Below are 22,096 nucleotides of genomic sequence, written 5' to 3' on the forward strand. Positions count from 1 at the left end.
GTCCGTGCCGGGGCCCGCCGCCCGTCTCGTGTCCTCGCCGTTACGCCTTGACGAACGTCATGTTATCGCGCACAGTCGATGTGTCGGATTGCCGGCAGCTCCTGCGGGCCGTTCCGAACCGGTCCCGGCCGTGGCTGCCATCCGACTCCGGTTCCCGTCGGGCAGGGACGGGGTTGGTGGCGATGGTGGTCGGCGGCGTGCTGGTCGGGTTGGCCCCGGCGCCGGCCTCGGCGGCGACGGTGGACACCAGCGCGTGGTACGTGCTGGTGAACCGCAACAGCGGCAAGGCGTTGGACCTGTACAACCAGGCCACGAACGACGGGGCGCGGATCACCCAGTGGACGCGCAACAACGGGGCGTGGCAGCAGTGGCAGTTCGTCGACTCCGGCGGCGGCTACTACCGGGTGCGCTCGCGGCACTCCGGCAAGGTGCTGGACGTGACCGGCGCGTCCACCGCCAACGGCACCGCCGTGGTGCAGTGGACCGACCACGGTGGCGCCAACCAGCAGTTCCGGCTGGCGGACTCGGACGGCGGCTACGTCCGGCTGATCAACCGCAACTCCAACAAGGTGGTGGAGGTGCAGAACGCCTCGACCGCCGACGGCGGCAACATCGTCCAGTACGACGACTGGAATGGCGCCAACCAGCAGTGGCAACTCGTCCGCGTCGACGGCGGCGGCACCCCGACCGACCCCCCGCCGACCACCCCGCCGCCGAGCGGCACCTTCACCAACCCGGCGATCTGGCAGGACTTCGCCGACGTCGACATCATCCGCGTCGGCGACGTCTACTACATGTCCGCCTCGACCATGCACTACTCGCCCGGCGCGCCGGTGCTGCGCTCCTGGGACCTGGTCAACTGGGAGTTCGCCGGGCACTCGGTGCCCCGGCTGGACTTCGGCACCAAGTACGACCTGCCCCCGGGCAGCCAGGCCTACGTGGACGGCATCTGGGCCTCGACGTTGAACTACCGACCCAGCAACAAGACCTACTACTTGGCCGGGTGCGTCGACTTCGCCCAGACGCACATCTACACCGCCCCGGCCGTGGACGCCACGTGGAGCAGGCTCACCACGATTCCCAACTGCTACTACGACGCCGGCATGCTGATCGACGACAACGACACCATGTACGTCGCGTACGGCAACACCACGATCAGCGTGGCGCAGCTCTCCGCGGACGGGCGTAGCCAGGTGCGGGCCCAGCAGGTCTACCAGACGCCGTCGAGCATCGGCACGCTGGAGGGGGCGCGCTTCTACCTCAAGTCCACCAACGGCCCGTTCGGCCCGTGCGAGCAGCGGCAGGTGCTGCTCAACCTGCCCGGCCCGATCTCCGGCGGCGGCGTGCCGCACCAGGGTGGCCTGGTGCAGACGCAGACCGGCGCCTGGTACTACATGGCGTTCACCGACGCGTACCCGGGCGGGCGGATGCCGACGCTGGCGCCGATCACCTGGACCGCCGATGGCTGGCCGCAGGTGCAGACCGTCAACGGGGCGTGGGGTGCGAGCTATCCCAACCCGCTGCCGCTGCACCCGGTGAAGCCGCTCACCGGCACCGACACGTTCGCCGGCACCACGCTCGGGCCTCAGTACGAGTGGAACCACAACCCGGACAACAGTCGATGGTCGGTGAACAACGGCCTGCGCCTGCAGACCGCGTCCGTCACCAACGACCTCTACCAGGCCCGCAACACGCTGACCCACCGGATCCAGGGTCCGACCTCCACCGCCACCGTCGAGCTGGACTACTCCACCATGCGCGACGGGGACCGGTCGGGGCTGGCCATGCTGCGCGACAGTTCGGCGTGGATCGGCGTGCGGCGGGACAACGGCGCCACCCGGGTGGTCATGACCAACGGGCTGACCATGGCCAGCGGCGCCTGGAACACCACCTCCACCGGCAGCGAGGTGGCCGGCGCGGCGGTTTCCGGCGGGCGGATCTGGCTGCGGGTCAACGCCGACATCCGGCCCGGCTCGGGCCGGCAGGCGCGCTTCTCCTACAGCACCGACGGGGTCACCTTCGTCCCGCTGGGCAACGCGCTGACGCTCAACAACGCGTGGCAGTTCTTCATGGGTTACCGGTTCGGCATCTTCAACTACGCCACCCAATCACTGGGCGGCGCGGTGACGGCGCGCCAGTTCTCGGTGACAACGCCGTGACGCGGGTCACCAATGCCGGTCCTTGACGCGTGCGGAAATTGCCCGGGGCGGGGCTCGACAATCGTCGGAAATGCCCCGCCCCGGGCAGCCGGACCTGCCACTTCGCCTCCTCGGGCGCGGGAAAGGAATGGGTGGTGCCGGCCTTTCTCCGACATTCCGGCGCGACGAACCGATTCGTCGATCGGGCGTGCCGTGACCGGTCGGAGAACTGGCGTAGACTGTCGCCACCCCGGCCGGTCCGGTCGACGTCGACATGGTTCGGCCACGCGGGCGTGTGCGAAAGTGAGGTGGCCGTGCGCGGTCCTGCGATGACGGACGTGGCCCGCCTCGCCGGTGTCTCCCACCAGACGGTCTCCCGGGTCCTCAACGGGCATCCCAACGTGCGCGAGCAGACCCGGCTGCGGGTCCAGGCGGCCATCACCGAACTCGGCTACCGGCCCAACCGCGCGGCCCGCGCGTTGGTCACCGGCCGGTCCCAGGTGATCGGCGTGGTCGCGCAGAACACCACCCTCTACGGCCCGGCGTCCCTGCTGGCCGCGCTGGAGCAGACCGCGGCCGAGGCCGGCTTCGCGGTCAGCGTCGGCAGCGTCAGCGACCTCGACCACCGGTCCATCTCGGCGGCGGTGGAGCGTCACCTGGCGCACCGGGTGGCCGGCATCGTGGTGATCGCGCCGGTCGAGTCGGCCGGCGCGGCGCTCGAACGGCTACCCCACGACGTGCCGCTGGTGACCGTCGACGGCGACCCGCGCCGGCCGATCCCGCTGGTGACCGTCGACCAGGTCGCCGGTGCCCGGGCCGCCACCCAGCACCTGCTCGACGCCGGGCACCGCACGGTCTGGCACGTGTCCGGCCCGTCCGACTGGTTCGACAGCGCCGGCCGCATCGAGGGTTGGCGGGAGGCGCTGCGGCTCGCCGGCACCGAGATCCCGCCGCTGGTCCCGGCGGACTGGTCCGCCGCGGCGGGTTACCGGTGCGGCCAGATGCTGGCCCGGATGCCCGAGGTGACCGCCGTCTTCACCGCCAACGACCACCTGGCGCTGGGCGTGCTGCGCGCGCTGCACGAGCACGGCCGGCGGGTGCCGGACGACATCAGCGTGGTCGGATTCGACGACGTGCCCGAGGCGGCCTACTTCATCCCGCCGCTGACCACGGTCCGGCCCGACTTCGCGGCGGTGGCCCGGGCGAGCCTCGGCATGCTGCTGGCGCAGATCGAGTCCGCCGACGTCGGGCCGCTGCGGCAGACCATCGCGCCGACGCTGGTGCCCCGGCGCAGCGTCGGCCCGCCCCCGCAGCGCTGACCCACCCCCGGCGGCCGCTGTGATGCACGGAGCGTGATGTCGCCGGGCCAGCTATCGCTTTTTGGCGGCATACCTCTCGGTCATAAGTATGACGGAGAGTCATCAGGCTGAAAAGCAAACCTTGCTCCGCCACACCCGTCCGCACATCGAGGTCTCTGGGTGGAACCGCCGTCGCCGGGTCGCCCGGCCCGACGACGGCGGCGTCACCAGGGGTACGCGGGCCGGCGGCGACCGCCGGACCCACGTACCCGAGACCTCAGACGAAGCGCCAGCGCTGGTGCGCGGCGCCGGAGTCGTCGCCGAGCACGGCCTGCGCGCCCTGGCTGCCGGAACTTCCGTTGACGCCCAGCACCCGGCCGCCGTTGGCGCACTGGATGCGGAAGTACCCGTTCCCGCCGTGGCGCAGCCGCCACCGGTGGTCGGCGGTGCCGTTGTCGGCCCACTGCACGATCCGGGCGCCAGCGGCGGTGGAGCCGCCCTCCACGCCGAGCACCTTGCCGCTGTGCGAGGCCCGCAGCCGCAGGTAGCCGCCGGTGTCCACGAGCGCGGTCCAGAGGTGGTCGGCGGTGCCGGTGTCGCCCCACTGGATGACGAGCCCACCGTCGGAGGTGGACATGTTCTGCACGCCGAGCACCAGCCCGCTGCCGAGGTTCTGCAACCGCCGGGCCCCGTTGGGCAGGAACCGCCACTGGTTGTCGAGGCTGCCGTTGTCCGGGTCCTGCACCGCCTGCGTGCCCTGTGCGGTCGAGCCGCCGGAGATGCCGAGCAGCTTGCCGGTGTGCGAGTTGCGCAGCTTGTGCGTGCCGTCGCCGACGTCGACCACGGTCCAGAGGTGGTCGGCGGTGCCGTTGTCGGCCCATTGGAGGATCCGGGCGTTGTCGGCGGTGGACATGTTCTCCACGCCCAGCACCTTGCCGCTGTTGACGTTGCGCAGCTTCAGTGCCGACCCGTCGACCACGAGCTGCCAGTCGTGGTCGGCGGTGCCGGTGTCGCCCCACTGGAGGGCGAGCCCGCCGTCGGTGGTGGACATGTTCTGGATCCCGAGCACCAGGCCGCTGGCCGCGTTCGCCAGCCGGAAGCTCGCCTCGCCGCCACCGCCACCGCCCGTGCCGGCACGCCAGTAGACGGTGTAGTTGAACCCGTGCGCGTCGTAGAAGGGGCCGAGGTTCACGGTCGCGCCGTCGGCCCGGGCGGTGAACGCCAGCGAGCCGCTGCCGAGCCGCGTCACCGATCCGGTCTCCAGCGTCGGCAGCCCGCTCAACGTGGTGTTGCCGTAGTTGCCGGCGAGCACCACCGGCCCGTACATCATCGCCTGGACCGCCGCGTCGTCGTTGGCGGCGACGGTGGTCACCCGCATCGGCAACCGCACCGTGACCACGTCACCGGCCGCCCAGTCTCGGGTCAGCACCGCGTAGCTGCCGGGTGTGGTGGCGATGCCCTGCGCGGCGCCGTTGACGGTGACCGTCGCCCCGGTGGTCCACGCCGGGATCCGGATCCGCATGGTCCACGATCCGCCCGCCGAGCCGGTGACGGTGAGCGTGGTGGTGTCCGAGACCGGGTACGAGGTGCTCTGGGTGACCGTGATGCCGCGCTGGCTCCAGGTGAGCACCGAGGGCACGAACAGGTTCACCGTCAGCGTGGTGCCGTTGTGGAAGTAGATCGAGTCCGCGAGCGTGGTGTTGGTTTCCAGGCCGGTGCCCTGGCAGCACCAGAACGAGTTGTAGTCGGTGCTCCAGGTGCCGCCGCCCCACGCCGGGCCGACGCCGCGTCGCCCGCCCGGGTTGAGTGGGGTGAAGTAGGTGACGTGGCCGTGGGGGTCGGCCGGGTTCTGCTGGCCGATCATGTGGTTGAGCAGCGCCCGCTCGTAGAAGTCGGCATAGGCGACCCGGTCCGGGTCGAGCTGCCACAACTCCCGGGTCAGCTTGAGCATGTTGTAGGTGTTGCACGCCTCGCAGGTGTCGTTGCGCAGGTATCCGGCGATGGCGTTGGGCGCGCGGAAGTGCTCGGCCTGGCTGTTGCCGCCGATGGCGTAGGTGTGCGCGCCGACCGTGATGGACCAGGCGTTGGCGGCGATGTCGCGGTAGCGGGTGGTGCCGGTGGCCTTGTACTCCCGGGCCGCGCCGATCCACTTGGGTACCTGCGTGTTGGCGTGCAGCCCGTTGAGCTGGTCGGAGTTGGACGCGAGCGGGTTGAACACGGCCGCGTGGTCGAAACGCTGGGCGGTGGTCAGCCAGCGGGCGTCGCCGGTCTGCTGGTAGATGTCGGTCAGCACCGCGTTCATGCCGCCGAACTCGGTGCCCAGCATGGCCTGCATCTGCGCCGAGCTGAGCCGGCCGGTGCGCCAGTCGACCCAGCCGGCGAGCGCCAGCAGCACGTCGCGGGCCTGCGTGCTGCCGATCAGGCGCCACACGTCGAGCAGGCCGGCGAGCGTCTTGTGGACGCAGTAGTAGGGCACGTTGCCGTTGCTCAGCGTCCGAGCCTCGAGCGCACTGAAGTCGGATTCCGGGAATCCGGACAGGTAGCCGGTGCTGAAGCCGGCCGCGCCGTTGTTGGCCTGGCACTTCGCCAGCTCGGCGACCATGGTGAGCGCCCTGTCCCGGCAGGTGGTGTCGCCGGCCACCGCCCACGCCTGCGCCCAGGCGGTCAGGACGTGGCCCTGCATGTGGGTGCGGAACGGGAAGGTCGGCGCGTCCCAGCCGCCGTTGGCGGCGGCCCCGGCGGTGGAGAGCCGGTGGTTGGCGCGGAAGTTGCACAAAAGCCGGTTGACGTCGAGGAAGCGCAGGTAGGAGAGCGTGCGGTTCTGGTTGTCCAGCCAGCGGCCGGCGGTCAGCCGCGCCTGGCCGGGGTCGAACGCGTAGGCGGAGACGCCGACGTCCGGGCGGGCCGGGGCCAGCGCCGCGCCGGCCGCGCCGCTGCTGGCGAGGGAACCGACGGCGGCGCCGGCCGCGGTCGCGACGGCGGTCGCGCCGGTGGCGCGCAGGAGCGCCCGGCGGTTCATCAGGGGAGCGGGCATGAGGGGCCTTTCGTGGTGGGGTGCGGGTGGCGCGCGGGGCCGGGCGGATCGTGGTCCGCCCGGCCCGGCCGGTCAGTTGCGCAGGGTCCACTGCTGGTTGGCGCCGCCGTTGCAGGTCCAGAGGATGAGTTTGGTGCCGTTGGCGGTGCCGGCGGCGTTGGCGTCGAGGCAGAGCCCGGACTGCTGGCCGGTGATGGTGCCGTTGGCGTTGACGGTCCACTGCTGGTTGCTCTGGCCGTTGCAGTCCCAGATGATCACCGTGGTGCCGGGGCTGGTGCCCTGGCCGTTGGCGTCCAGGCACTTGGTGCCGTAGATCTGGAGCTGCCGGGCCGCGGTGTACGTCCAGCGCTGCATGGTCCCGCCCCAGCAGTCCCAGAGCTGCGTCTGGGTGCCGTTGGTGGTGGCGCCGTTCGGCACGTCGACGCAACGACCGGACTGGCCGCCGACGATCTCGACGTTCTGCCGGCCGCCGCCGGTGCTGGCCGCGTAGCCGGCGGCGGTGATGTTGGCCTGGACCGTGTTCTCGGTGGCGTCGGTCGGGTATCCGGAGGTCATGACGCCCTCGTAGAAGGTCCCGGCGGAGCCGTGGCTGTTGTCACCGCCGATGCCGAGGATGATCGCGCCTTCCTTCTTCATCGGGTGGTAGCCCGGCGCGTTCGGGCGCGGCCCGTTGTAGTAGGTGGAGAGGCCGCCGGACTGGGCGTTGCCGGCGCGGATCGACCAGTGGTTCGGCTCGCCCTTGACGATCGCGGTCAGGAACCGGTGGCTCACCGACGGGTCGTTGGCGTTGTAGCCGGGGTTGACGCCGGAGAAGAGGCCGTTCTCGAGGTCGGCCATCACCCAGGGGCCGTTGCCGGTGCCGTAGCCCCAGACCTTGATGTTGCCGAAGTAGATGGCTTCCATGGTGCCGTTGCCGTTGTCCCGGCTGTTGGTCTCGGCGTTGCCGTAGTCGAAGCAGCAGCCGCCGTTGTAGTGGGTGCCGTCGAAGATGGCGTACATGCCCTCGGGTTGGTCGCCCTTGGCGATGCCGTTGGTGCTGTTGTTCCGGTAGCCGGTGCCGGGAGCGACGAACACCCCGTACGCCTTGCGGCCGGCCAGCGTGACCGGGGCGAGCGTGGCGTCGGCGAGGTTGTCGTAGCCGCCGGCGGCCGGGCCGGAGAAGCCGCCGGGCGGGGCCTGGGTCAGGTGGTTGCCGCGGCCGGACTGGTCGTAGATCACGCTGATCAGGCAGCTCGTGCCGGCGCAGAACGTGTCCTGGGTGGCGGCGTTGGCGACGTCGCCGGCGGCGAGCGGGGCGACGTCGCGGGTGGCGTTGTCGGAGGCGCGACGCACCTGGTAGAGCGGGCCGGCGTAGGCGCCGTAGAGCGCGCGGGTGGTGCTGTGCGCGGCCACGCAGGGGGTGCCGCCGGCAGCGTAGATGTCGCAGGGGCCGGTGCCGGCGGCGCGCGCCGCCGGCGCGGCGGAGCCGACCACCGTCGCGGTGGCGGCGACCAGCAGGGCCAGGGGTGCGAGCGCGGTCGCCAGCCGGCGACGGGTGGTGGTGGGGTCCATCGATCCTCCTCCAGCGGAGATGACGAACTAGTTAGCGCTAACAATTTGTCTTAGCGTGGCGTTTACATAGGCGACTGTCAACACTTTCAGAAGATCGCCACATTTGTGAATAGCGATGTTAGCGCTCTCAAGATTGTGTCCGGGATGAGGGTGCCGTACGCTCTGGCTCGCGGCCCGCCCTCACGGTCCTGTGAGGAGCAACCATGCCCCTGAACCGCCTGCTGACCCTCGCGGTCGGCGCCTGCGCGGCGGTCGCGCTCAGCGTGCCGATCGCCGCCGTCCCGGCCTCGGCCACCGCGTCCCACCATCGCTCCGGCGGCAGCCTGGTGTTGGTCGGCGGCGCGTTGGCCGACGACAACCGGGAGATCTACGACGAGATCGTCCGGCTCGCCGGCGGCCCCGGCCGGGCCCGGATCGGCATCCTCACCGCCGGCGCCCCGGTGCCGGCCGAGGATCCGGACGCCGGCACGCCGGACTGCAACAACAGCGTCTGCAACGGCGACTACTACGCCGACCTGTTCCGGTCCTACCGGGCGGCCGACGCGCGGTGGATCCCGATCGACCTCGACCACCCGGGCGCGGCCGACGACCCGGCGGTGGTCCGCCAGATCGAGTCGATGACCGGGTTCTTCCTCGGCGGCGGCGACCAGTATCGCTACGTCACCACGATGACCCGGGGCTCGGCCCAGCGGGACAGCGCGGCGCTCGCCGCGATCCGGCGCAAGCTGCGCGGCGGCGCGGTGGTCGCCGGCACCAGCGCGGGGGCGCAGATCATGGCCGGCCGCGACATGATCACCGGCGGTTCCACCGAGCCGGGCCTGCGCGACGGCGCGGAGCCGGGCTACTTCGAGGACCCGGCCGTGCTCGGCTACCTGCCGCGCGGCGGCTTCGGGTTCTTCACCGCCGGGCTGGTGGACACCCACTTCTCCCGGCGGGGGCGCGAGGCGCGCTCGATCCGGCTCGCCTCGGACACCCGGCACACCCGGGTCTTCGGCCTGGACGAGAACACGGCGCTGGAGGTCACCGGCGTCGGCGGGCGCCGTCCGTCGCTGCGGGTGCTCGGGCAGCGCGGGGTCAGCGTGCTCGACCTGCGCCGGGCCCGGGTGACCGGGCGCGACGGCGGGTGGGGGATCGAGGGTGTGCGATGGAGCCGGCTGACCGCCGGCGACGCGTACCTCGCGCCACGGTGGACCGTCGTCCCGGCCGCAGGCAAGCCACGCCTGCGTCCGGAGGCGGGGCCGTGCGTGGCGACGCCGTCCGAGGACGTCTTCTACGACTACGCGATGGTCACTCTGGTGGAGACCGGGCTGGCCGCCCGTACCGGCTGCGTGGCGGTCGGCGGGACGTCCTACGAGAAGGACCCGCGGTGGGCGGCCCGGCTCACCCGGGGCGCCGGGTTCGCCGCGTTCCGGGGCGCGTCGGCGACCACGTTCACCGACGTGGTGGTCGGCATCCGGCCGGCCTGACGTGGTGCGGCGGCGTCGGACCCGACCGGCCCGGCGCCGCCGTCACGAACATGTAACAGAAGTTACGTATTGAGCAGTGAACTTAATGGATGTAACTTCTGTTTCATCGCTTCGTGGCCCCTCGGAGGTGCCCATGTCCCCATCCCGCCACTCCCGCCGACTCGCCGTGACGGCGGCCGCCGCCGCGCTGCTCACCGTCGCCCCGCTCGGCGTCACCGCCGCACACGCCCAGGTCACCCGGGTACGCCAGGGCAGCGCCACCGACGCCTCCCGGGCGAGCTGGTCCGGCCCGGCGTACACCATGAACGGATCCGGCGGCATCGTCACCGCCACCATGACCAGGGCGATCGACGCGATCCGCGGCGGCGCCGGCGCGATCGACGTGGTGGTGGTCGCCGGCTCCGGCTCCGGCACTCCGGAGTGCGACGTGATCACCGGCCTGACCGGCGTCAACTCGTGCACCACGCTCACCCTCACCGCCACCGCCGACGGCAACAACAGTCAGGTCAACACCGACATCCGCAACGCCGAGTTCGTCTACTTCGCCGGTGGCGACCAGTGCCGCTACGTGGCCTGGAAGGGCACCGCGCTGGAGGCGTCGGTCGAGTCGGTGGTGGCCAAGGGCGGCGGTGTCGGCGGTGGCAGCGCCGGGCACCACGTCAACAGCGACGTGGTCTACGACGCCTGCACCGCGAGCGCCACCTCGGCGGGCGCGCTGGCCAACCCGTACGACAGGTCGTTGACGTTCACCACCGGCATGTTCCGGTGGCCGAACTACGCCAACACCATCAACGACTCGCACTTCGTCACCCGCGACCGGATGGGCCGGACCATCGCGTTCGTCGCCCGGGCGGTCAAGGACGGGTTGGTCACCGGCGGCAAGGCGTGGGGAGTCGGGGTCGAGGAGGGCGCCTCGCTGTTCGTCGACCGCGCCGGCCGGGCCACGCTCAGCGGCCCGAGCGCCTACGTCGTGCTCGGCGACCACCAGCCCGAGGTCGCCGCGTCCAGGCAGCCGCTCACCTACCTCAACGTCAAGATCTGGAAGCTGACCAACGGCCAGAGCTACGACTTCGCCAACCGGCCGAGCTGCGGCTACTACCTGCGCAGCGTGCGCGCCGGGGTGCCGGACGGCAACCTCTACGACGGCACGCCGGTGACCGACTGCTCGTCCACCCCGCCGCCGCCGTCCGGCGGATCGTCCTACGCCGAGGTGGAACCGAACGACTCGCGCACGGCCGCGAACGACATCGCCGGGCTGACCTATCCGGCCACCGTCACCGGGGACATGAAGAGCACCACCGACCGCGACTACTTCTCGCTCACGCTCGGCGCCGGGCAGACGCTGACCGTGAACTGCGCCATCCCGTCGGCGTACGACGCGGACCTCTACCTGCTCAGCGCGAGCGGGAGCACGCTGGCCCGCTCGGTGAACGACGGCGCCGGGGCGGACGAGTCGCTCACCCTGACCCGCACCGCGTCCGGCACCGCCACGTACCACCTCGATCTGGAGGCGTACGCCGGCTCCGGGACCGCCGACTACGCGTGCGCGGTCGCGAAGTCCTGACCCGCCGTGGCTCCCGCCCGGGCGTCCGTCGGCCCGGGCGGGGCCCGCTACGCTCGGCCCGTGTCGAACTCCGATGCTGTCGACGAACCGCACGCGGTGGGGGTGGCCGCGCTGATCCGCGGGCGGCTCGGCGAGTGCAGCCCGGCCGAGCGCCGGGTCGCCCGCACCCTGCTCGCCGCCTACCCGTCCGCCGGCCTGGGCACGGTGGCCGCGCTGGCCGAGCGGGCCGAGGTGAGCGCGCCGACGGTGCTGCGACTGCTGTCCCGGCTCGGCTTCGGCGGCTACCCGGAGTTCCAGCGGGCGCTGCGCGACGAGCTGGCGGAGCGGGAGACCTCGCCGCTGACCGCCTACCGGGCGAGCGAGCGGGGCGGGGCGCCGCCGGAGGGGGCGCTGCCCCGGGCCGCGGCGGCGCTCCCGGACGCGGTGGCCGGCACGCTCGCCGACCTGCCGCAGGGCGAGCTGGACGCGGCCGTGCGCCTCCTCGCCGACCAGCAGTTCCGGGTCACCGCGGCCGGTGGGCGGTTCTCCGCGCTGTTCGCCAACTATCTGGTGCTGCACCTGATGCAGGTGCGCGGCAACAGCCGGCTGCTGCCGGCCGGGCCGGTGGAACGCGCCGACATGCTCGTCGACGTCGGCCGGCGCGACTTGGTGGTGCTCTTCGACTTCCGCCGTTACGAGGAGCCGACCCTGGAACTGGCCCGTGAGGTCACCGGCCGGGGCGCCCGGGTGGTGCTGTTCACCGACCGGTGGCTCTCGCCGGTGGCCGGCTTGGCCGAGGTGGTGCTGCCCAGCCGGGTTGACTCGCCGTCGCCGTACGACAGCTTCGTGCCCACGTTGGCGCTGGTGGAGACGCTTGTCGCGGCGCTGATCGACAGGCTCGGTCCGGTGGCCGGCGCCCGGCTCAAGGCGATGGAGGGGGCGCAGCAGGCGTTCGGCGGGCGCTGAAACGTTCGTTACAGAAAACTGTAACCCCACCGAGATCGTAACGTGAGTTACAGTCCGGGGGCTGGCTGATCCGGCCCCCGGAAGGACTCCCCATGCGCATCCGTTCCCTCGCCCTGCTCGCCACCACCACGGCGTTGCTCGCCGTCACCGCGGCCTGCGGCACCTCCTCGGCCGATGGCTCCACCGACGAGGTCAAGGCCGTCTCGGTCACCATCGACGGCGTCGGCGCGGTCGAGACCGACCCGACGCTCGCCGGCAAGGTCCCGTCCGACGTGCGCGGCCGTGGCACCGTCACGGTCGCCACCAACGCCCCCTACCAGCCGTTCATCGACTTCAAGGTGGAGGGCCGCACGGACCAGTTCGTCGGCCTCGACCACGACCTGTTCCAGGCCGCCTCGGCCCGCCTCGGCCTCAAGGCCACCTTCACCCAGCAGCCGTTCGACGGCCTGGTGCCCGGCCTCCAGGCCGCCAAGTACGACGCCATCGCCGGCGGTATCACCGACAAGAAGGAACGCCAGCAGGTCGCCACGTTCGTCGACTACTCCGCCTCCGGCACCGGGTTCCTGGTCGCCGCCGGCAACCCGCTCGGCGTGAAGACCGTCGCCGACCTCTGCGGCCGCACGGTCGCCGTGCAGAAGGCCAGCAACCAGGCGAAGAACCTGGCGACGTACGCCACCCAGAGCTGCGCCGGCCGGCCGCTGGAGGTCAAGGAGTACCCGGAGAACCCGCAGGCGGTGCAGGCGCTGATCGCCGGCAACGTGCAGGTCGTCGCCGCCACCCGGGTCAACCTGGTGGACACCGCCGGCTCGCTCGCCGGCAAGGCCGAGCTGGTCGACGACCCGTCCTCGCCCAACGGCTGGCTGGCCAGCCCGAACGGCTTCGGGTTCCTCAAGGCCGACAAGGAGCTCGCCGAGGCCTACCGGGCGGCCGTGCAGTCCCTGATCGACGACGGCACCTACGGCAAGATCCTCACCCGCTGGAAGCAGACCCCGATCGCGGTCGAGAAGGCCACCATCGACCAGGCCATCGACTGACCCGGCGGACCACCGCCCCCTGATCCGCGGTCGCCGGGCGCCCTCTGATTCCGTGAGGGCGGGCCCGGAGGCGCCCGGCGACCGCCGCACCCTCGTCGGAGGCACCCCACGATGACCACCACCGAACCCCCGGCGGTACGGGTCGTCCCCGTCCGCCACTACGGCCGCTGGCTGACCGCGCTGGTCGTGGCCGGGCTGGCCGCGCTGTTCCTGCGGGCGCTGCTGAGCAGCCCCAACCTCGAACCCGGCACCGTCGCCCACTACCTGTTCCAGGACTACGTGCTCGACGGCGTGGTCACCACGCTCTGGCTCACAGTGCTCGCCATGGTGCTCGGCACCGCCGGCGGCATCCTGCTCGCCGTGCTGCGGCTCTCCGACAACCCGGTGCTGCGCGGCGTCTCCTGGACGTTCATCTGGGTCTTCCGCGGCACCCCGCTGCTGGTGCAGATCATCTTCTTCGGGTTCCTCGGCGCGCTCTTCCCCCGGCTCACGCTCACCGTGCCGTTCACCGGCACCGTCCTGTTCGACCGCCCCACCAGCGTGGTGGTCACCGGCACGGTCGCCGCGGTGCTCGCGCTCTCGCTCAACGAGATGGCGTACGCCGCCGAGGTGATCCGGGGCGGCATCCTCGCCGTCGACCAGGGACAGACGGAGGCCGCCGCCGCGCTCGGCATGGGCCCCACGCTGACCCTGCGCCGGGTGGTGCTGCCGCAGGCCATGCGCGTGATCATCCCGCCGATGGGCAACGAGACCATCACCATGCTCAAGTCCACCGCGCTGGTGTCGATCATCGCCGGCCGGGACCTGATGACCGCCGTGCAGAGCGTCTACCAGAACAACTACAAGGTGATCCCGCTGCTGCTGGTGGCGGCGATCTGGTATCTCGCCCTGGTCAGCCTCCTCTCCGCAGGCCAGTGGCTGGTGGAGCGCCGGTTCGGCCGCGGCTTCGCCCGGGGAGGCGTGCGATGACGGCGATGGTCCACGCCGAGAAGGTGACCAAGCGGTTCGGCTCGGTCGAGGTGCTCAAGGGCATCGACCTGACCGTGGCCGCCGGCGAGGTGGCCTGCCTGCTCGGCCCCTCCGGCTCCGGCAAGTCCACGTTCCTGCGCTGCGTCAACCATCTGGAACGGATCGACGGCGGGCAGCTCTCGGTCGACGGCGAGCTGGTCGGCTACCGCCGCCAGGGCGACAGGCTGCACGAGCTGAAGGCCCGCGAGGTGGCCGTGCGCCGCCGCGACATCGGCATGGTGTTCCAGCGCTTCAACCTCTTCCCGCACCTCACCGCGCTCGGCAACGTGACCGAGGCCCCGGTGCGGGTGCTGCGCACTCCGCGCGAGCGGGCCCGGGAGGAGGCGCTACGGCTGCTCGACCGGGTCGGGCTGGCCGAACGCGCGCACAACTACCCGAGCCAGCTCTCCGGCGGGCAGCAGCAACGCGTCGCCATCGCCCGGGCGCTCGCCATGCGCCCGAAGCTGATGCTCTTCGACGAGCCCACCTCCGCGCTCGACCCGGAACTCGTCGGCGAGGTGCTGGACGTGATGAAGGGCCTGGCCGCCGACGGCATGACCATGGTGGTGGTGACCCACGAGATGGGCTTCGCCCGCGAGGTCGCCGACCAGGTCGCGTTCCTCGACGACGGGGTGGTGGTCGAGGCCGGCCCGCCCGACGAGGTGCTCGGCCGGCCCCGCCACGAGCGCACCCGCGCCTTCCTCGACAAGGTGCTCTGATGGATCCGCTGCTGCGGGCCGCCGGGGACCGGCTGACCGCCTACCACGACCGGCTCGCCCGGCTGGTCGCCGTCGACTCCGGCTCCGGCCATGTCGACGGGCTGCGCGAGGCCGCCGATCTGGTGCAGGGCTGGTGCCTCGGCGCCGGGCTGTCCGTCGAGCGGGCGCCGGTCGCCGACCCGGGCGGTCGGCCGCTCGGGGACGTGCTGATCGCCCGCCGCCGGGGCGCCGGCGCCCGCCGGATCCTGCTCGCCGGTCACCTGGACACCGTGTTCCCGCCGGGCACGGCCGCCGCCCGCCCGTTCCGGGTGCACGAGGGTCGGGCGTACGGGCCGGGGGTCAGCGACGACAAGGGCGGCGTGCTCGCCGGACTGGCCGCCGTCGAGGTGCTCGCCGCGACCGACCGGCACCGGTACGGCGAGCTGGTGCTGGTCTGCACGCCGGACGAGGAGATCGGCTCGGTGGGCAGCCGCGCGCTGCTGCGTACCCTCGGCTCGGAGGCCGACGTGGCGCTCTGCCTGGAGTGCGCCCGCGACAACGGCGACCTGGTCTCGGCCCGCAAGGGCGTGGCGGACCTCGCGGTGACGCTGCGCGGCCGGGCCGCGCACGCCGGCATCGAGCCGGAACGCGGCGCCAACGCGCTGCTCGCCGCCGCCCGGCTGACCGTGGCCCTGGACCAGCTCAACGGGCGCTGGCCCGGGGTGACGGTGAACGTCGGCGCGCTGGAGGCGGGCGGCCGGCCCAACGTGGTCGCCGACCGGGCCCGGATGCTCGTCGACCTGCGCGCCTGGCGCGCCGGCGAGTACGAGGCCGCGCTCGCCGAGATCCGCCGGCTGGTCGCCGCGCCGACCGTGTCCGGGGTGCACGCCGAGCTGGCCGTGCAGGCGCCCACCCCGCCCTGGGAGCCGGATCCGGCCGGACGCCGGCTGGCCGAGCTGGCCGCGAAGGTGGGCGCCGGTCTCGGCGTACCGGTCTCGCACACCGCGACCGGCGGCTGCGCCGACGCCAACCTGCTGGCCGAGGCCGGCGCGACGGTGCTCGACGGGCTCGGCCCGGTCGGCGGCGCCGACCACAGCCCGGGGGAGTGGCTGGACCTCGACTCGGTGGTCCCCCGGGTGGCGCTGCTGGCCGGCCTGATCGACGCGGTCGGCCGGCGGGACCCGTAGCGCGGATCGGGGACCGGGGCCCGCCGTGCCCGCTACGATCGGCGTCGTGGACGGCTCACCGTTCCGTGGCGTGGTCGCCTTCCTGGCGACCATGCACGGGAAGCAGTGGGCGTTGCGCGCGCTGCTTCGCCGCCACCTCGGCATGGGCCTGCGGGTGGCGCAGGTGGACACCGACGCGCTCGGCACGTTCACCGGCGAGGTGGCCCGGGTCGGGTCGGCGCGCGAGACCGTGGTGCGCAAGGCCCGGCTCGGGATGGCCGTCACCGGCTCGCCGGTCGGCCTGGGCAGCGAGGGGGCGTTCGGCCCGCACCCGGTGGCTCCCTGGATGCCCGCCGACGTGGAGTACGTCGCCCTGGTCGACGACCGGTCGGGCCTGACGGTGGTGGAGAGCGCGGTCAGCGCCGAGACCAACCACGCGCACCTCACCACCGACGGCCGGGACCGGCCGGCCGTGCTCGCTTTCCTGCGACGGGTCGGGTTCCCGCACCACGCCGTCGTCGTCCGGCCGGTCGCGGGCCCCGGCCGGCCGGAGAAGGGCCTGCGCCGGCTGGCCGACGTGCTCGCCGCCCTGGGACGGGCGTGCGCCGGTAGCGCCGACGGCCGGGCCGTGCTCGCCGCCGACCTGCGGGCGCACCTCAACCCGACGCGGATGCGGGTGATCGCCGCGGCCGGGCAGCGGTTGGTCCGCCGGCTCGCCACCGCCTGCCCGGCCTGCGCCGCGCCCGGGTTCGGCCGGCTGGGATCGGAGGGCGGCCTGCCCTGCCGGGATTGCGGCACACCCACCCCGCACGACGTGGTGCTGATCCACGGGTGCGCCAGATGTCCGTACCGCCTCCGCCGGCCGGTGGCCGACCTCGCGGATCCCGGCTCCTGCCCGCGGTGCAATCCCTGACCGTCGCCGGTCAGGTCGTCCGGACCTCCGCCCGGTTCGGCGGTCGCCGTCGACCGGTGCGCCGCGCCGCCGGCACGGCGACGACGGGGCGGATCTCGCCGAGGGTCCGGCCGGCGTCGTGCCAGAGCATGCCGTGCAGGACGCAGCGGCCCGACCGCGCCGTCTGATCGAGCAGCGGGGAGTGGCGGCGCAGCGCGTCGACGGTGGCGCGGATCCGCTCGGGCCCGCTGCCGTGCGGAAGCGAGCAGGCGGTGTGGCCGAGCACCACCACCAGCGGCACGCCGAGGTGGCCGACCGCGTACTCCAGGCTGCCCAGCACCGCGGGGCCGACGCGCAGGCCGGCGGCCCGGACCGCGAACACGTCGACGCCGCCGAACACGATCGACGCCTCCGGCTGCGGATCGGCGCAGGACAGGATCGCGGCCACCGGCGCGCCGACCGGGCCGGTCGGCGCCGGCGCGGCGCCGACCCGGAAGCGGTGATGGCCGGCGCGCAGCCGGGCGAGGGCGAAGCTCGGGCTGACGGACATGTCCATCGCTGCTCCTCGTGACGAGCCACTGTCGTGCGTCTCACGATACACGAATTAGAAATCGTGTAATAGAGTGCGCATGTCTGAAGGAGGTGGCGATGGACGTCGCACTGGTCTCAGTAGTCCTGGCCGGGCCCGCGTCGGCGACGATCGGCGCGTTGACGGTGCCCGACCCACGCCGGGCGGCCCGGGTGGCGGGCGCGTTGCTCGGGCTCGGCGCGGTGGCGGCCGCCGCGCTGCTCGTCCGGGTGGCGACCGGCCCGGCCGTGCCGGCCGTGCTGGCCCGCGTCGACACGATCGGGCCGGCGTTCTCCGTCGGCGTCCGCGTCGACCGGTTCACCGCGCTCTTCGTGCTGCTCGTCTGCGGGCTGGCCGCGGTGGTCGCCGGCTACGCCCGCCGCTACCTCGACGGCGAGCCCGGCGCCCGCGCGCTCCAGGCTCGGGTGGCGGCGGCCACCGTCGCCACGCTGGTGATGGCGACCGCCCCCAGCCTGGTGCAACTGGCCGTCGGCTGGATCGCGGCCGGGCACCTGCTGGTCGGCCTCATCGGTCACTACCGGGACCAGCCCCGGGTGCGGGTCGCGGCACGCCGTACCCGCCGGCTGTTCCTGGTCGGCGACGCCGCCCTGGTCGGCGGCTTCGCGCTGCTGGTCACCCCGGACGGCGACGCCGACCTGGCGGCGGTGCGCGCCACGGCCGGCGACCGGCCGGGCTGGCTGCTCGCCGTCGCCGGCGCGCTGCTGCTGGTGGCCGCCGTGGTGCGCTCCGCGCAGGTGCCGGCGCACCGCTGGCTGCCGTCCACCCTGGACGCGCCCACCCCGGTGTCGGCCTTCCTGCACGCCGGGATGGTCAACGTGGCCGGATTCCTCATGATCACACTGGCGCCGGTGGTGACGGCCGCGCCCGGGATGATGCCGGCGACGGTACTCGTCGGCCTCGTCACCGCCGTCTCGGGCCTGCTGTTCGCCGCGGTCCGCACCGACGTCAAGGGCATGCTGGCCCGGTCCACGATCGCGCAGATGGGGTTCATGCTCGCCCAGTGCGGGCTCGGCGCGTTCGGGCTGGCCGCCGTGCACCTGGTCGGGCACGCCGTCTACAAGGCGTACGCGTTCCTCTCCGCCGGCGGCACGCTCCAGGCGCAGACCCGCGCCGCGGCCGCGCCGCGGCCGGCCGGCCCGCCGTCCGCCCGGTCCCGCGCCCTGGCCGCGACCGTCGTGGTCGCCGCCGTGCTGGCCACCGAGCTGTTGCTCGGCCCCACCGCGAGCGGCGCCCTCGGCGCCGTGCTGGTCGCCGCCGCCGCGCTCGCCGCCGTCCGCTCCGCCCTCGCCGACCGGGCGCTGCCGACCCGCGCCGCATTCGCCCTCACCCTCGCCGTGGCGGCGCTGGCGAGCGGATACCTCGTCGCCGGACGGGCCACCACCCGCTGGCTCGCGCTGCCGACCGGAACGAGCCTGCTCGGCGTCGGCGTCCTGGTGGGCGTGCTCGTCGCGGTGGGCGTCGCCGGGGCGGTCCTGCGACGCCGAGGGAACGCCACGCTGTGGTGGTGGGCCTGGCACGACGGCGGGGTACGTCCGCGACGGTGGGCGAACCGGGCCGGCGCGCCGATCCCCGCCGCGCTCACCCCACCCCGGGCCGACCTGCTCGACCGCTCCGACGGGGCCCGGGTCGTCGCCGCGGCCGCCGCCGCCATCGACCACGTCGGCGCGGTCGCGCCGCTGGACGCCTTCGTCGCGGTCAACCCGCTCGCCGGCCGGGAGAGCGTGCCCTTCGCGCGGGCCACCGCCGAACTGCGGGACCTCGCCGGCGCGCGCACCCACCTGCCGGCCGCCGAATACCGGCAGCGGCTGGCCGACGGTGGGATCAGCCGGGCCGACCTCGCCGCCGTGCTTCCCGCGCCGCGCGCCGCCGGGCCGCTCGTGCTCGGCAACCGGCGGGTCGACGCCACCGACCTCCACCTGGCCGCGCTGTGCCATCCGGTGCACGACGGACCGGCGCCGCCGGCCGATCTGGTCGCGGTCGCGCGGCGGCGGCTCGCCGAGCTGCCCGCGCGACCCCGGCCCCGCACCGCGCCCGAGACCGAACCGCTCACCCTCGCCGAGACGCTGGACCGGGCGCTCGGCACCCGCATCGCCGCGGACGTCGACGACCTGGTGGCCGGCTGGTGCGCCGCGCACAGCGGACGCCCGGCGGCGCTCTGGCCGGTCCCCGGCCCGGAGGACGAGGGCTGCTGGGCGCGCTGGCGGCGGACGTCCGGCGCCGACCCGGCAGTGGCCCGGTGGGGCGTCACCGGCCTCGCCGCCCTGGTCGACGCGCTGCCCCCGGCACCCGAGCAGGCCGTCGCGGCGCTCCTGCGCGCGATCGAGGTGCCCCCCGCCGCCTGGTCCGCCTACCTGTCCCGGTCGCTGCTCCGGCTGCCCGGCTGGGCGGGGCACGCCCGCTGGGCGCAGACCCACCCCGGAACGGTGCCGGCGGTGAGCCCGCTGGACCTGCTCGCCGTGCGACTCACCTACGAGTACGCGCTGGCCGGCGCCGCCGCCCGGCGTCACCTCGAACTGCCGCCGGTGCGCGACACGGTCGCTGCCGCGACGCCCACCTCCCTGCCGGCACCGGCCGGGATCGCGCCCGAGGTCCTCGCCCGGCTGGCCGCCGCGCTCGACGTCGACGTCACCACGCTGGCCTGCCTGCCGGGGGACACCGTGGCGGCGCTGCGCGACGTGGCGCTGCACCTGACGCCGTCGCGGCAGTCGGAGGTGTGGCTCGCCGCCGCGGAGCACGCCTACCGGCGCCGGCTGCGGCGCCGGCTGGAGCGGGACGTGGACCGGACGACCACCGCGCCCCCGGCGCACGCCCAGGCGGTGTTCTGCATCGACGTGCGCAGCGAGGGCCTGCGCCGCCACCTGGAGGCGACCGGACCGGTCGACACGTACGGCTTCGCCGGCTTCTTCGGCCTGCCGGTGCGGACCGTGACCGCGGGCGCCCGGCGGGGCCGGGACCGGTGCCCGGTCCTCATGCGACCGGTGGCCACGGTGGAGGAGTCACCGGCCTCGGAGCAGGCCGCCGACGCGGCGCGGCGCCGGCGGTCCGGGCAGGCCTGGCGCCGCGCCCACGCCGCCGCCAAGGCCCACCCGGTGGGCGCGTTCGCCTTCGTCGAGGTGGCCGGCGTGCTCGCCACCGCCGCCCTGCTCCTGCGTGCCGTCGCGCCGGGCCGGTTCGCGCCGGCCGCCGACCACACCGCCCCGGCCGCCGCCGACCTCGCCGCCGCGATGACGCTCGACGAACAGGTCTACTACGCCGAGGCGACCCTGCGCACGATCGGTCTCACCGCCGGCTTCGCGCCGCTGGTGCTGCTCTGCGGGCACGGCGCGACCAGCGCCAACAACCCGTACGCCGCCGCCCTCGACTGCGGCGCCTGCGGCGGCAACCGGGGCGGGGTGAGCGCGCGCCTCGTCGCCGGGTTGCTCAACCGCCCCGAGGTGCGCGCCGCCCTGGCCGACCGCGGCATCCACCTGCCCGACGGCACGCACGTGTTGGCCGGCGAGCACGACACCGTCACCGACGAGGTCCGCCTGTTCGACCTGGAAGCCGTCCCCGCCGGGCGGCGACCGGAGGTTGAGAAGCTGTCCGGCCGGCTCGCCGAGGCGGGCGCGCGGCTGCGCGCGGAACGGGCCGCGCGACTGCCCGGCCGGCCGCGCCCGCGACGCCTGCCCCGCCGGGCCGGCGACTGGGCCCAGGTCCGGCCGGAGTGGGCGCTGGCCGGCAACGCCGCGTTCGTCGCCGCGCCCCGCGCGCTGACCGCCGGCGTCGACCTGGGCTGCCGGACGTTCCTGCACTCCTACGACCACGCCGGCGACCGGGACGCCACGGCGCTGGAGACCGTGCTGACCGGCCCGCTGGTCGTCGCCGCCTGGATCAACCTCCAGTACTACTTCTCCACGGTGGATCCGCAACGGCTCGGGGCGGGCACCAAGACGGTCCACACGGTCCTCGGCGACGCGCTCGGCGTGCTCTCCGGATCCGGCGGCGACCTGCGCCTCGGCCTGCCGCTCCAGTCGGTCGGCGACGGCATCCGGCCGGCGCACGACCCGCTGCGGCTGCTCGCGGTGATCCAGGCCCCGCACCAGCTCGTCGACGCCGTGCTGGGCCGCAACCCCGGCCTGCGTCAGCTCGTCGACGGCGGCTGGCTGTCCCTGACCGTGGTCGACCCCCGCACCGGCGAGTGGACCGAGCCCGCGCCGGGCGGCTCCTGGCTACCCCTGCCCGCCCCGCACCTGAGCACCGACACCGTCACCGAGTTGCCCGCGCGCCGCCCGGCGCCCGCCGCCGAGAAGGAGTACACCGCATGAACGACCTGGGACTGACCCGCATGGTCAAGGTGGAGGTCGTCACCCGCGCCGACGACGCCGACGCCGTCCGCACCCTGCTGCACGCCTCCGGGGTGAGCGGCTGGACCAGCCTCAGCGGCGTCTCCGGCTTCGGTCACCACGGCACCCACGAGGGCCGGCTGCTCTTCAACGACCGGGCCGGGCTCGTCATGGTCATCGCCGTGCTCCCGCACGACCGGGCCGAGCCGGTCGTCACCGGCCTGCGCGACATCCTGGCCCAGCGGCCCGGCGTGATGTTCGTCAGCGACGCCTGGGTCAGCCGGCCCGGGTACTTCGGCGAGGGCGCCTCGGACTAGCCGACGACGCGGGGTGGTCGGGGCCGTGCGCCCGCATGGTCCCGACCGGCCGGCCCCGGGCCGGCGGAGCCCGT

The 22,096-nt window shown here is 73.9% G+C and carries 15 protein-coding genes; 12 read left to right on the forward strand and 3 right to left on the reverse strand.

Features of this window, described 5'->3' with window-relative positions:
• The first annotated feature begins 182 nt into the window (after positions 1 to 182).
• Both O7618_RS07125 and O7618_RS07130 read left to right on the forward strand, forming a co-directional pair.
• Entirely contained in the window at positions 183 to 2,159 is a 1,977-nt protein-coding gene (locus tag O7618_RS07125; RefSeq protein ID WP_278109938.1) for an RICIN domain-containing protein, read from the forward strand.
• 308 nt (positions 2,160 to 2,467) lie between these two features.
• Complete coding sequence (locus O7618_RS07130) at positions 2,468 to 3,457, forward strand: LacI family DNA-binding transcriptional regulator (protein ID WP_278105179.1); 990 nt, start codon at positions 2,468 to 2,470, stop codon at positions 3,455 to 3,457.
• 256 nt (positions 3,458 to 3,713) lie between these two features.
• Here the strand turns inward: O7618_RS07130 and O7618_RS07135 are convergent, their stop codons facing one another.
• Entirely contained in the window at positions 3,714 to 6,470 is a 2,757-nt protein-coding gene (locus tag O7618_RS07135; RefSeq protein ID WP_278105181.1) for a beta-L-arabinofuranosidase domain-containing protein, read from the reverse strand.
• Positions 6,471 to 6,542: 72 nt separating this feature from the next.
• On the reverse strand, positions 6,543 to 8,021 hold the full coding sequence (locus O7618_RS07140) for an arabinofuranosidase catalytic domain-containing protein (RefSeq protein WP_278105182.1): 1,479 nt from the start codon (positions 8,019 to 8,021) through the stop codon (positions 6,543 to 6,545).
• Positions 8,022 to 8,224: 203 nt separating this feature from the next.
• On the opposite strand from O7618_RS07140, the gene O7618_RS07145 reads away from it, so the two are divergent.
• From O7618_RS07145 to O7618_RS07180, 8 genes are all read left to right on the forward strand, one after another.
• Complete coding sequence (locus O7618_RS07145; RefSeq protein ID WP_278105183.1) at positions 8,225 to 9,487, forward strand: cyanophycinase; 1,263 nt, start codon at positions 8,225 to 8,227, stop codon at positions 9,485 to 9,487.
• A 133-nt stretch (positions 9,488 to 9,620) separates the two neighbouring features.
• Positions 9,621 to 11,051, forward strand: a complete 1,431-nt coding sequence (locus O7618_RS07150; RefSeq protein WP_278105185.1) for a pre-peptidase C-terminal domain-containing protein — start codon at positions 9,621 to 9,623, stop codon at positions 11,049 to 11,051.
• A gap of 60 nt (positions 11,052 to 11,111) precedes the next feature.
• Positions 11,112 to 11,996 (forward strand): MurR/RpiR family transcriptional regulator, encoded by an 885-nt coding sequence (locus O7618_RS07155; RefSeq protein WP_278105186.1) that lies wholly within the window; start codon positions 11,112 to 11,114, stop codon positions 11,994 to 11,996.
• A 92-nt stretch (positions 11,997 to 12,088) separates the two neighbouring features.
• Entirely contained in the window at positions 12,089 to 13,030 is a 942-nt protein-coding gene (locus O7618_RS07160; RefSeq protein ID WP_278105188.1) for a transporter substrate-binding domain-containing protein, read from the forward strand.
• A 111-nt stretch (positions 13,031 to 13,141) separates the two neighbouring features.
• A complete protein-coding gene (locus O7618_RS07165; protein ID WP_278105189.1) occupies positions 13,142 to 13,999 on the forward strand; it encodes an amino acid ABC transporter permease in 858 nt (285 codons plus the stop codon).
• Positions 13,996 to 14,757, forward strand: coding sequence for an amino acid ABC transporter ATP-binding protein (locus tag O7618_RS07170; protein ID WP_278105190.1), 762 nt, complete (start codon positions 13,996 to 13,998; stop codon positions 14,755 to 14,757). The genes O7618_RS07165 and O7618_RS07170 overlap by 4 nt, the downstream gene beginning before the upstream one ends.
• Positions 14,757 to 15,923, forward strand: coding sequence for a M20/M25/M40 family metallo-hydrolase (locus O7618_RS07175; RefSeq protein WP_278105191.1), 1,167 nt, complete (start codon positions 14,757 to 14,759; stop codon positions 15,921 to 15,923). Before O7618_RS07170 ends, O7618_RS07175 begins: the two co-directional genes overlap by 1 nt.
• A 46-nt stretch (positions 15,924 to 15,969) precedes the next feature.
• A complete protein-coding gene (locus tag O7618_RS07180) occupies positions 15,970 to 16,815 on the forward strand; it encodes a DUF6671 family protein (RefSeq protein WP_278105192.1) in 846 nt (281 codons plus the stop codon).
• A 10-nt stretch (positions 16,816 to 16,825) separates the two neighbouring features.
• Here the strand turns inward: O7618_RS07180 and O7618_RS07185 are convergent, their stop codons facing one another.
• The gene (locus O7618_RS07185) at positions 16,826 to 17,350 is read right to left on the reverse strand and encodes a carbonic anhydrase (RefSeq protein WP_278105193.1); all 525 of its coding nucleotides are present in this window, start codon (positions 17,348 to 17,350) and stop codon (positions 16,826 to 16,828) included.
• A gap of 92 nt (positions 17,351 to 17,442) precedes the next feature.
• Here O7618_RS07185 and O7618_RS07190 point away from each other — a divergent pair, with 92 nt between their 5' ends.
• Together O7618_RS07190 and O7618_RS07195 are read left to right on the forward strand one after the other, a co-directional pair.
• Positions 17,443 to 21,687, forward strand: coding sequence for a putative inorganic carbon transporter subunit DabA (locus tag O7618_RS07190; RefSeq protein ID WP_278105194.1), 4,245 nt, complete (start codon positions 17,443 to 17,445; stop codon positions 21,685 to 21,687).
• Positions 21,684 to 22,022 (forward strand): DUF190 domain-containing protein, encoded by a 339-nt coding sequence (locus O7618_RS07195; protein WP_278105195.1) that lies wholly within the window; start codon positions 21,684 to 21,686, stop codon positions 22,020 to 22,022. The genes O7618_RS07190 and O7618_RS07195 overlap by 4 nt, the downstream gene beginning before the upstream one ends.
• Positions 22,023 to 22,096 lie beyond the last annotated feature (74 nt).

Origin of the sequence: Micromonospora sp. WMMD980 (assembly GCF_029626035.1) — a bacterium.
Classification (GTDB): domain Bacteria; phylum Actinomycetota; class Actinomycetes; order Mycobacteriales; family Micromonosporaceae; genus Micromonospora.